Source organism: Bacillus sp. mrc49, from assembly GCF_002803435.1.
In genome coordinates this window covers 264,051-275,814 of record NZ_PHNG01000800.1, presented here as the reverse complement: position 1 = coordinate 275,814, position 11,764 = coordinate 264,051, and the positions used below count along the sequence as shown (strand labels likewise).

The window sequence follows — 11,764 nt, the reverse complement described above, 5'->3', positions numbered from 1 at the left end:
CTGGAAGCATCCAGAGTGTTTTCAGTGTTTTTGATCATATTGAAATCTTTTTTAAGCTTCTTATACCGTTAAAATCTATCAATCTTTTTATATCCTTTTTGCAGATCCATATAAATGTCCATTTTTACTTCCACCTACATATGTTTCAACTGTTCCTGATTTCATTGTAACCCCTGCCCACTTTATTCCAAATACAGCTTCGTAATACAAGCGTGAGTAAACTTCAGAATATGTCTGACTTCCAACAACTTCTTTTCTTGCTTTACCCAAAGTAGGTTTCGTGATATTTAAAGTCGATCCCCAGAAATGTCTATTATAATCTCCATCTTGAGTAGCTACAGAAACACTTTTACCATTGTAATTAAATGAACCTTGGGCCCATAGAGTAAACATTTTGCCTCCAAATGCGTTATAAGCAATCCCAGTAGTTCTTTCTTTCTTTGTCACTTTTTGGGCAGCAGCAAGTGCACCAATTTTAGAAGTCATTGATAAAGCGTTATTATTTTCATCGATAGTTTTCGTTTCTAAAATAAATACACCACCAGTTTCACCGACATAGACATCAACTTCACCTTTGTTATGTTTAAATTTAATGAAGTTATCTTCATCGTTCTGTGTAACTTCTTTTTCTTTTTCACTCATAAACTCATTAAGATTAAGTGTACCTTCAATTTCTTCTACTTGATCTGGAAACACATCTTCTAAAGATAAATCTTTATCTTTTATAATTTCTTTTGGAGCTGGGTTTTTTTTATAATATTTATCAATTGTCTTTTCTACATTTTCTAAAGTAGGATTTACTTTTTGTAAATCTTCAAGAAGATTTATAGTTTCCTCCTTACTTTTTAGGATATACTCTCTAGCTTCATCGATCTTGTCATTTTTTGGTTCAGGGGTCTCAGCATTAGCAAAAGAAGCAGAAACACCACCTACCATAACAAGGGTCATCATTGACATACATACTTTTTTAAACATAAATAGCCTCCTAGTTTTTAACATACTATTATAGTATAAATCAAAGAACTAAAAAAATCTTACTTTAATGTAAAATAAAGTAAGATTTAGATGGATGATGTACTATTTTGTTATTAATTGTTTTGTTGTTTTTTTGTGTAATAATAATAAGCAAGATAACCAATTAAAAAGATTAGTGCTGCTAATGCTCCAAGGAAGATTGCTGGTAATAAAAAAGATGTTTTCTCAATTACAAAATAAAGAATAAAAGCACTTATAAAATACAGGGAAAGAAAAATCATAATTTTTCGATACATTTAAGTTCCTCCTTTGGTCAAAAGATTTTAGAATGAAATTTATTATTTTAATGGAGGTTTTATCTTTTATAAACCAACCTACCATAGCCTTAAAATCCACAATAAAATCCCTTTCATTTACAATTTTAATTAATTCTTACTATAACACAACTTCTAATAGGAGTCCTACCATATGACCGAGTCCAAAATTTCGTTCTGGGGGTACTACATAACTTTAAATTGATGGCAATGTGGGTAGGGACCCCTATAATAAATTTTCTTCTTTTACTTTTAATCTTTTCAATATCTTGTTTGTATTATTTTGTTGTAAAAAATGATTCTTGACAAATGTATATTATATACAAATCCAGTTGGCATAATCACTCTTTAAGAAACCCTAAAACCCCTTGGTGGCCAAGAGGTTTTATTCGCCTATGCTGCAGGTTTGAAACAAAGTTTAATCATTTTTGTGTTCCTTAATGAACTAAGGCACCCGATAGTTGAAGAAGAAAAATTCATTTTTCAAATCTAACTAACGTTTTTTCGGGAATTTTAATCTGGTCAATATCAAAGTTATTGATTAGGAGGGTTATCTCACCATCTCGCTTTTCAGCTTCTTCTCCCACCCAACAACTATAAAGTTCAAAAAAATCGCCTTTTTCAAGATACCAATTTGGATGCTTTACCGAAAAATTATTATTGGTATGGACCTACCGAAAATTATACATCCCCCGAAAGTGCACTTTTACTAATTACTTTATATCCTTTTACTGCTCGACTTATTTTCACCGATAAATTTTACCAATTGTTCCAGTATTGGTTGAAACAACAAATAACCTCCGTCTTTATTCGCCTTTATAGGTAAAGCTCTTATTGGATTAAATTTCGAGATCCATTGGTATATTATCGATTACGAGTCACACTAATTCGATTACCAGAAAGGGGGGCATAGTAAGTTGATTTGCGAGAAAAGCCCCCTTTCCGACACCAGGTGGTTTTTCTGAACCAAGAGGCAATATACCTTTTTTAAGGGTTATAATGGTACTAATCTTATTATGAGCCATCCTAATAAACTATCAAATCCTTAGCAACTTCCTAAATCCGCTTTTATTTTTAACATTATCTAAAAGCAAATGAGATAGCTTCCCTAACATTTCTGTTAATTCGATTTCAAATTCAATGGTGTTATCATCTGTTCCTGTAAATGCGTGCACAAGTTCGTGTATAAGTGTGCCGGCAAATGCTTGTATACTGCTCAGTTGGCTTCGTTTAATAAGAATTCGTTTATTGGATTCGTCCCATAAACCCAAGGCGTCTCCACCACTATAATTATCCGGCCGCATCGTTTCAGAAATCACTATACTCTTCAGAACACCCTTTTTGTTGGGGAACCAACCCACAATGGTATCTTTATAAGCGAATATTTCTTTCTCTTTTTTGCTCAAATTTTTAACATCCACAATTTGAAACTCGAAATTTTCATTCCATTCTACCGCATAGGTTTCTAAATTTCTAAAAGTATTTCCATTTAAATCTTTATTACTCTGTAATTTGGTGGCCAGGTTGTCAGGGATAGTAACAATTCGCATTCCTTCATCTTTTGCATAACTGAGGTATTTGCCTCCATCCATCAAATCATATGCTGTTAAAAACATTACTTTTTCCTGACTGTTTAATATTTTACAAGCGTGTAGCTGAACGTCAACCCATTGCAATTCGTCGTGAGCATTTCCCGTTTGGATCCTTTGCAAATCATCCACTAATTTCCCCGCAGAAACCGGACTGGAGCATTCTAATAAAATTGATTTCACTCGATCAGAGTACGCACTTCTTCCTACATTTGTCCGCTCTCTATTCAGGGACTGGAGCAGCTTCTTCGTCATAGAGGTAATATTATAAGAAAACAACCAATTATCTTCTTCTGCTACACATATTCCGTTCACATAAATTCTAGCCGGTTTCTCTTTATTTTCGATGAGAGAACCATACTTTGTTTCTTCTATAACTTTCTCTCCTGAATACAATAAAAAGAAATCTTTGGCCTTTTCAATATCATCATCCTCAAGTCCCATAAATATAAAATCTGTTCCTATTGCGTTTGGGATTGATGGTTCATTAACAATAGCGTGTAGGGTAACTACATCATCAAAATCACCTTTAGGTAACTTTTTGATCGTAATATCACTGAATTTAGATTGAATGATGATCTCTATTTTTCTTCTATCGAACGTAGCCAGAGCATCTTTTAATCCCACTCCAAACTTCCCTATTACTTTATTAGGGTTTTGGGTTTTCTCTATATTTTCATTTTGAGTTAAATGCTCATACTTTAAACCTCTTCCAAAGTCTTTGATATGCCACTTACCTTCTTCATCTTTGAAAATAATGGGTTCCTCAGTTCCGGACAGATTCGATTCATCTAAAGCATTTGCAATGATCTCCCGCAATGCGTGCGGAACGGTCCAGTGCTCCAAAACCTTTTCAATATTTAGGTCGAATTTTTTCATTGGTATAGAACCCCCTTTATAAAAAATAGATAAATTTGTGTTTAATTGAATTTTAAACCATTTTAATAAATAAATAAAAAGAATCTTTTCAATTGTATGTATACATCTTTATGCCCATATTTGAATTGCATACCTAGTATTGAAAAAACGGTAAATCCCGTATAAGATATTTTGTTGTTGAATGAAGTTTTATTATGTTTAGTGCATTAAAAAAGAGCAACTCATAATAAAATTGCTCTTCATTCCACTATCTTGGCTATTCGAACAGCTCTTTGAGATGTACTTGTTAGTTCAACAATAGGTGATTGGGATTACAGTGATTCTAATCCTCCAATTTTAAATATTCTTGAATTTCTTAGAATGAAATTCATTTTTTTGTGTATTGCGTTAACTGACTCTTCTATATCTTCCTTCCTTCAAATAAAGTGCTTACCAATTTTTTTACTTCCTTCCCTATCTCTTCTGTTTCTATCCTGAATTGTTCGCTCATTTCCTATCCTCCCTTTTATAACTTAAACTACATATATTAGATTCGAGAGGTTAGTGTTTTAGAACAAACAAATTAGTTTATCTAAAAGGACATCATTCAATCAATACATATTTAACGACATTCTAATTTAATTTTCAGGTCGGTTGGAAAGTAATCGCAATAAGGTTACATAATAAGCTGCACTTTGCGGTTTATAAACAAAAGTATTAAAGTCATTTTAAACTTCATCAGCCCTCTTAAAAAATTTCATTTTATCTTTTAAAGCTTTTTGAGATGGATAATATCTTTTTTCTTTTGGTAAATTTATTTTCTTTCCATTTAATGATTTATAGTAATCAGATTTTAGTAGAGAACTCACTCGCACTATATAATTTTCATCAATGATTATATAACCATCATCAAATAATTTATGTATATCAGCTCTGAGCAATAAACCATTCTGAATATGATTGCTTTCTTCCTTAATGTAAGGTTGTATGTGACACCCTTCTAGGACACCGGAAAAACTTTCATCTGTGATTACACATTTATCATAAATCTTGATTAACGAATCCTTAAAAGCAGGACCATCAATTCTTTTCTTTCTTTCAATTGTTTCAACATCACTTTTATCGTTCTCTACTAATTCAAAATCTTTAACTTTATAATCCACTAACTCCCCATATAAATCCTTAACATCTTCACTATTTATATTGTCTGTTACACCTTTATATATCCCTTTATAGTGATTTACGTTAAATCTCTCGGCCACTTTAGACCAATGATCCTTATGATTAAATTTTTCCACCGGAACGTTATTCGCCGCACTAATATCGACTGCCAATTTTACCATTCCACTGTATCGTAATGTAGCAGGAGTTACTTTACTATATTTAAAAACTTCTTTTATGATAGCTACCTTTCTGGATACTAAAAATTTACGATATCTATCCTTTATTTCTACATTTCTTAATCCAGTATCTACACCTCTTATAACATAGTCACTTTCTATAAGTGGACGTTTTTTAATATACCCTTTAGATTTACCATTCTTATCAAAATAATTTTTTTCCTTGATTGCTCTTTTTAACAAATCTATACACTTTCCAGATACTTTTAATTCTCTTTCGCCTACTCCATCGTTTAAATACAGTGAATTTTTTTCCCAATTAATATCATTTTCTTTCAAATTTAACAATTCGCTATATGCAGGTCCTTCACCTTTCCATAAGCCTTCAAATAGTAACCTAAAAGTAAGTGCGTCCTGAGCATTAACACACTGCTCTATAATTTTATCTAGCTCTGATTCTGTTAAAATACTTCGTTCAGTTTTATCAACAAACTGCTCGTGCCAATTAGGTTCAACCAATAAAAAAGGATTGCTTTTGTCTGCCCTAAAATGTTTATAAAAATTAATATAGTTAAACATCACATAATATTTAGTTCTAGAAGCATTCACAGTTGTTGTACCCATTTGTCCCATTAATTTACCTAAATCGACTAAATTGAAATCATACAAATCCTTTCCCAATTCTTCTTCCATATGAGAACTGGCAGCAAAAATACTACGACTTTGCCCTCCATAACTATTTTTCATATGCTCTATAAAATCCGTTTTACCTTTGTCGTTATAAAACATCAAATCCCCCCAATTTTAATTCTTCATTACAACTAAAAGGCTCCCAACCATAAAGTAAACACAGACTTTCGAACCATTGGTTTGCTTTACAGAGTATTTACCAGCCTTACTATACCTTGTCTGTTTCAATCTTTTCATATCATTCATATGGTGAAAATTATACTTTCCGGACCTGAAGCGATCATACATAAAATTTCATTCAATCGATTCTTTCACCGTTTAAAGTTTTTTTGATAAATGCCATCATATAAGCTCCTTACCCTTGGTTTAGCATTGCAAATAAGGCTTGAACAATTTCAGGTAACCAACGATATTGCTGATAAGCAATAACAAAAAGGCTCGCCGCACAAACAACTAAAGCACCTACCTTGATTTGTTCCAGTAACTCGGGAGCAATATTTAATTTCTTCAATAAAACCAGCTCCCTATTCCCTTTATTTAAATATTTTAACAAATATTATAAAATTAAAGCAGTGCGTTAAAAAAGAGATTGGGGGCAGCATCCCGGTCTATCTTTTTACGCAAATCCAAACCCTTTCTTAGATAAATAGTCCATAAAACCCATTATATGACGTACCAATCCGAAGTATAATAGGTTAGAAGAATCACGACTATTTTACAATAAGAAGAAAATGCCAACCATAACTAAGTGATTATACCCAAAATGGATAATTTCATTTCGGTTTTAACGATTTCAAAGAAATGCAGGATAATTAATTCTTTTTTACTAGTTAGAAAATGAAGTAGCTGAGGATGAAAAAAGACTCTTGCCAATAGACTTTGGAATCGCTTATCGGTTAAGGATTGGATCTACAGGAGGGTCTTAAAAAATGAAGAGGATATTGTATTGCCTGATCGGTCTTGTTGTTCTTATTATTCTTTTGGTGCCAACTAGCGGTATGGCGGTAGCAGATACCACAAAGCCAACGATTTCAGGTGCTGTCAATACTACGGTTTATTTGAATCAAACTTTCAATCCTAAAAAAGAAGTCACGGCCAAGGATAATGTTGATGGAAACATCACCAGTTTGATTGGAATTTCAGGTAAGGTGGATACAAAAAAAACAGGGAAATACACGCTGACTTATAAAGTTAGCGACACAGCGAGGAATACCGTTACCGTAAAGCGGGTTGTGACTGTCAAAAAGGATACTACCAAGCCAAACATCACTGGGATAACTAATAAAACAGCCTATCTTGGATATTCCTTTGACACGAAATCCGGTGTGAAGGCGACGGATAACGCAGACGGTAATATTACTTCAAAAATCAAGATTACCGGACAGGTCAACGTAAAAAAAGAAGGATCCTACAAGCTGACTTATTCAGTGACGGACAAAGGAAAAAATACAAGAACGGTAACTCGTGTCATTACCGTTAAAAAGGATAAAGAAAAACCAAAAATCACTGGTGCTACAAACAAAACAGTTTTTATGGGATATTCATTTGGCCCCAAAAAAAGTGTAATAGCTACAGACAATGTTGATGGAAACATTACGAGCAAAATCACTATTAGCGGCAAGGTCGATGTTAACGATGTGGGGATTTACAAGCTTCAGTATACCACAAAAGACAAAACCGGGAATAAGACAACAGTGACGCGTACCATTACGGTGAAAAAAGATATTACGAAACCGCAAATTACCGGTGCTGGTGATAAGATTGTTAATTATGGAACGTCCTTTGATCCGAAATCGGGTGTGAAAGCTACCGACAATATAGATGGAACTATAACCAGTAAGATGACGATAACGGGTAGTGTAAATGTCCGAAAGGTCGGGACGTACAAACTTGTTTACAGTGTTAAGGACAAAACAAATAATAAAACAACTGTTACACGCACGATTAACGTAGTCGATAAAGTAAAGCCTACGTTGACGGGAACTGGACTTAACGATAGAACGTTTGCAATCGGCATTTATGATAATTTTCCCCCTTTATACGGAATCACAGCTTATGACAATGCTGACGGTAACCTTACCTCGGAAATCAAAGTAGAGGGTACAGTGAACGTAGATAAGGCTGGAATCTATACTTTAATTTATTCTGTCACTGATAAATCAGGGAACAAAACGACCGCTGAACGGAAGATAACGGTCATAGACAATATCGCTCCAAAAATTAGTGGGGTCGATGACCGAAGAGTCCAATATTTTGATCCTTTCGATCCGATGGAAGGGGTCACTTCTTCAGATAATAATGATGGAGACCTCACCTCTAAAGTGGTTGTTAAAGCTATCGGAGAGAAGTTAAATACTTCAGATTTATCTCTATCAGGCACATTCACATATGAGTACTCCGTGTCTGATGAAGCCGGCAATACTACAACCGTAAAGCGTCAGGTAACTTTAACTTATCGAGAAGCAAATTTTTTTGGAATAGGTGATGTAAAAATAAATTTAGGAGAAACATTCGATCCATTAGAAGGGGTAACTGCAAAAGATTTTAGTAATGGAGAAGATGCCACCTCTTTTATTGAAGTGAATGGAGATGTAGATGTAAACTCCCTAGGTACCTATACATTAACATACAGAATTTTAAGTAAAGGAATCAGATCGGGAGTTCAACGCAAAGTAACGGTCGTTGATGGCACCCCTCCGGTTATCACTGGAGTAAAAGATATGACGGCTGGTCAAAATAATTTTCTTCCTGATTTACTTAAAGGAGTAGAGGCAACGGACAACATTGATGGGGATTTAACAAGAAAAATCTTTGTTAATACTGAAAACGTGGATAGAACAACCGAAGGAGAATATGTTATTACGTATTCTGTAACCGATCGAGCAGGAAATAAGACAGAAGTTCAATCTACCTTAACTGTTAAGAAGGTTCCGGTGACAAAGATAGAGGTTTTTTCTGATACAGATTTTAGAATCGTAAAACCGGGAGAAACATTTGAAGTGCATACCAATGCCTACCCATTTAACCCTAGCTTTCCAGAAGTTACTTCTTGGGAGTCTTCTGATGAAACTGTTGCGACTGTTGATGAAAAAGGTGTCGTAAAAGCCTTGGCGGACGGAACGGTTACATTTACAGCTACAGTCGATGGTGTCAAAGGCTCAGTCACAATTACCGTTTCCGGAAAACCCGACCTCCGTTTCGATTCCTGGGGATGGGGACCTGATTATAGCACGAAGTTTATGAGAGTGGGTGAAGTGGATTTCGAGCTCATTAATAAAGACAAGGAGACAGTGGCTATAGATAGCGTGAAAGTTTTTGATGCGGATGGTTCAGTTTTTCAAACCTACTCACCAGTTGACTTAGTTAAGATGGGCGTTGTAACTAGTATTGGACCTTCATCCTCAATGAAGATGAAAATTGACTTTGAAGACGGGAAAGGTCCGATTGTAAGCGGCAGTAGGCTTTCTGTTTTTGCTACAATACCAAACGGCAATACCTATGAATATTCAATAAAATTCACAGAATAAATGTAAAAGCATTTCAACTAGTAGGAGCAGCAGATTGTATATCTGTTGTTCCTTTTTATTGTTTGGACCTACTGCACAATGGGGACGCTACAACAAGTAGGTTAGAAGAGACCCGTTTATAACGATGGAGCGGTTTTTGAGAATGAGCTTCTTTCATTAATTTTATAATCGATAACGTTGGCCAAAAAAGCACCGGAATGTTCGTTGCCCGAGGTAAAGGACCTTATGGTTGAAGTTAATAAAAAATAATCGTTTATTCAAATGACTAATTAGATAAAATATATATATATGTTAATATTGGAAATACATTGAATAAGGTGGTGTGCATATATGAGTAATAAAGAAGCGGATCAATATAAAATTAAAAAAATTGCATTGGATAGAGCAGGTCTAAGAGCTTTTATGGGAAATCCTGAGGACCTCGAACTTTCTTTTTACGGAGTATTTATAGCTTGCATCCCCATTCTCATATTTGTAGGTGTAGTTTGGTACAATTGGTAATTAGTAAGTTTTCAACATTCAAATGGCCCCCAATTTAGGTGGCCTTTTGAATTGATTAAAGTACCCATTAGACCAACAAATACAGGTTCTGATTTTTTTTATTTCTTTTTTTGCATTGAGTCCAATTTTTCTTCAATATGGTCTAATTGATCTTATTTCTTGTTCAACAAATCTGCCAGCAAGTTGAACAAAAAAAAGATTGCCGCAGCAACCCTTATTTACGTTTCACTATTATTAAATGGCGAGGTGATTACCCTTTTTTGATTGTAGGGTGTTAAATCTATCTCTTTAGCAATTCGTTTAAATATCACCCGATTATCCTCGATACGATCCCATTTAAAAATACCAACAAATTGATACTTATAAGTACCGAATACAGGGTCTTTAACCTTCATAAAAGTAATTCGATCTCTTTTCGTACCCTCAGAGAGATGATAAGGTGTATAATCACTTTCCATTCTTCTTTCTTCAATTTCCGTCCAATTTTGATTAAAAACGTTAATCCAACCCCGAGCATTTGAAACTTTCCCTTTCCCAGTATCAAAAGATAGCTGGGGGAACCACACCATATACTGCTCATTAAACTTCCAATAAGCTCTTTGTATAGCCTTATAATTCTTTCCTAGGCAACGCATTGCCTCAGTAATTGTACGGAACGTGTAGTCATCATAAATAGACAATGCCCCATTCTTGACCGCTAACTCTGCATAATCTACATCTTCTGACCAAGGAATAATTTTTCTGTTAGAAGCCATTTTATTGATAAGTTGAACAATCTCTTCAATTTGTGTATGTATCGCTTCGATTGATTCGGTAGCATCTATTCGCTCGATCCTAATTTCATTTTCCTTAACTGCTTGAAACATTTTTCCAATCTCTAATGTCCGTATTTCATCATTAAGTTCATTACTTTTGTGATGTCCCTCATCACATTCTATCCCTAAATGAATCTGTGGGAAATAAAGATCAAGTAAGGCGTATTTGCCATCAGCTCGTTTCACATATTGTTGAGTGACAGGCTTTAAATCTAGCCGATTTAACCGATTCCAAATCCGGTTTAAAATATAATTCTCGTAGTCTTTCCTTTTAGTTCTGGAAAATGTTCGAACTAAATATTCTCTTTTCGCAACCATCATTTTCCCCCACGTTGTTCATTCTAGTTTGTATCAGACACTTCCTAAATTGTACACCGTTTAAAAATAAAAGAGATCTTTTACCGGCATCATATCACCACATAATACACTCTCCCTTTAGGTCCATCAGAATAAAGAACCTTAACAGATGCAAATATTGAAGAAAAGTCTACAAGAAATGGCCATCTTTATTCTAAATGATTGTTTTTTTAGAATATCAGTCATTCTTCAACTATTCTGTTCCCTTAGTTTAATAGAAAAATCTACAGCATTCTTTTACAAAGCCGTACAAAAATAAAATGGACTGAGCTACAATCGTTCACGAAAAAGAAAAACCACCCCGCGTCGCAAGCATAGGTGGTTAATCTCGCTAAAGTCTTTAGTTTTATTATATCCTATTTTCCCCCACGCTATAAACTAACTGTTTTAAGAAGCTGTAGTACGGATTTTCCATCTTTATGAGGAGATAGCTACACCACCTACCTTATTACTTCGCTCGATATATTTTTCCCTTCCAACTCATAACATTAATACCATCTTATTAACTTTTTTCGGATAACCCTTGAAAAAAAATATAATATCTCTGAATTAAATAAGTTTATTCAAATAAATGACTATTAAACTAATAATTTCAAATTAAGAAGTATTCCTAAAAAATATCGAAGAATTTTAAATACCGTACACTTATCTTTTATCTATATTCCGAGACAATTGTCGGCAGTTTTTTTTTATTTTTAACTTTTTTATTTTTTTCGAGTCTCCCCTTGAAAACGATTGGTTTTTAAAAATATAATGTGTCCGAATTAAATAAGTTAATTCTAATTAATCACTATTAAA

Annotated in this window: 8 protein-coding genes; 2 read left to right on the top strand and 6 right to left on the bottom strand. The window is 34.0% G+C overall.

The genetic code is table 11. The annotated features are described in order from the left end of the window. Nucleotides 1-87: 87 nt before the first annotated feature. The 5 genes from CVN76_RS27670 to CVN76_RS31300 form a co-directional block, all read right to left on the bottom strand. Entirely contained in the window at nucleotides 88-975 is an 888-nt protein-coding gene (locus tag CVN76_RS27670; RefSeq protein ID WP_100533862.1) for a hypothetical protein, read from the bottom strand. Between the two features lie 113 nt (nucleotides 976-1,088). Further along, entirely contained in the window at nucleotides 1,089-1,271 is a 183-nt protein-coding gene (locus CVN76_RS27665) for a hypothetical protein (RefSeq protein WP_100533861.1), read from the bottom strand. A 1,055-nt stretch (nucleotides 1,272-2,326) separates the two neighbouring features. Beyond that, nucleotides 2,327-3,757 carry an ATP-binding protein gene (locus tag CVN76_RS27660; RefSeq protein ID WP_100533860.1) on the bottom strand — a complete coding sequence of 477 codons (1,431 nt, stop codon included), beginning with the start codon at nucleotides 3,755-3,757 and terminating at the stop codon, nucleotides 2,327-2,329. Nucleotides 3,758-4,464: 707 nt separating this feature from the next. Then, on the bottom strand, nucleotides 4,465-5,865 hold the full coding sequence (locus tag CVN76_RS27655) for a phage lytic cycle repressor MrpR family protein (RefSeq protein WP_100533859.1): 1,401 nt from the start codon (nucleotides 5,863-5,865) through the stop codon (nucleotides 4,465-4,467). A 256-nt stretch (nucleotides 5,866-6,121) separates the two neighbouring features. Then, nucleotides 6,122-6,277, bottom strand: a complete 156-nt coding sequence (locus CVN76_RS31300; RefSeq protein ID WP_157805821.1) for a hypothetical protein — start codon at nucleotides 6,275-6,277, stop codon at nucleotides 6,122-6,124. Nucleotides 6,278-6,695: 418 nt separating this feature from the next. Between CVN76_RS31300 and CVN76_RS27650 the strand changes: the two genes are divergently transcribed. Together CVN76_RS27650 and CVN76_RS31295 are read left to right on the top strand one after the other, a co-directional pair. Then, the gene (locus CVN76_RS27650; RefSeq protein WP_100533858.1) at nucleotides 6,696-9,293 is read left to right on the top strand and encodes an immunoglobulin-like domain-containing protein; all 2,598 of its coding nucleotides are present in this window, start codon (nucleotides 6,696-6,698) and stop codon (nucleotides 9,291-9,293) included. 330 nt (nucleotides 9,294-9,623) lie between these two features. After that, nucleotides 9,624-9,794: a hypothetical protein gene (locus tag CVN76_RS31295; protein ID WP_157805820.1), complete on the top strand. Its 171-nt coding sequence runs from the start codon at nucleotides 9,624-9,626 to the stop codon at nucleotides 9,792-9,794. A gap of 218 nt (nucleotides 9,795-10,012) precedes the next feature. Here CVN76_RS31295 and CVN76_RS27645 read toward each other — a convergent pair whose 3' ends face one another. Further along, complete coding sequence (locus CVN76_RS27645) at nucleotides 10,013-10,927, bottom strand: AbaSI family restriction endonuclease (RefSeq protein ID WP_100533857.1); 915 nt, start codon at nucleotides 10,925-10,927, stop codon at nucleotides 10,013-10,015. Nucleotides 10,928-11,764: the final 837 nt, after the last annotated feature.

What these genes read in the sequence shown, in the direction of transcription:
- CVN76_RS31295 (WP_157805820.1), top strand. Translation starts at nt 9,624, where the DNA reads ATGAGTAATAAAGAAGCGGATCAATATAAAATTAAAAAAATTGCATTG.
- CVN76_RS27650 (WP_100533858.1), top strand. Translation starts at nt 6,696, where the DNA reads ATGAAGAGGATATTGTATTGCCTGATCGGTCTTGTTGTTCTTATTATT.
- CVN76_RS27655 (WP_100533859.1), bottom strand. Translation starts at nt 5,865, where the DNA reads ATGTTTTATAACGACAAAGGTAAAACGGATTTTATAGAGCATATGAAA.
- CVN76_RS27660 (WP_100533860.1), bottom strand. Translation starts at nt 3,757, where the DNA reads ATGAAAAAATTCGACCTAAATATTGAAAAGGTTTTGGAGCACTGGACC.
- CVN76_RS27670 (WP_100533862.1), bottom strand. Translation starts at nt 975, where the DNA reads ATGTTTAAAAAAGTATGTATGTCAATGATGACCCTTGTTATGGTAGGT.
- CVN76_RS27645 (WP_100533857.1), bottom strand. Translation starts at nt 10,927, where the DNA reads ATGGTTGCGAAAAGAGAATATTTAGTTCGAACATTTTCCAGAACTAAA.
- CVN76_RS27665 (WP_100533861.1), bottom strand. Translation starts at nt 1,271, where the DNA reads ATGTATCGAAAAATTATGATTTTTCTTTCCCTGTATTTTATAAGTGCT.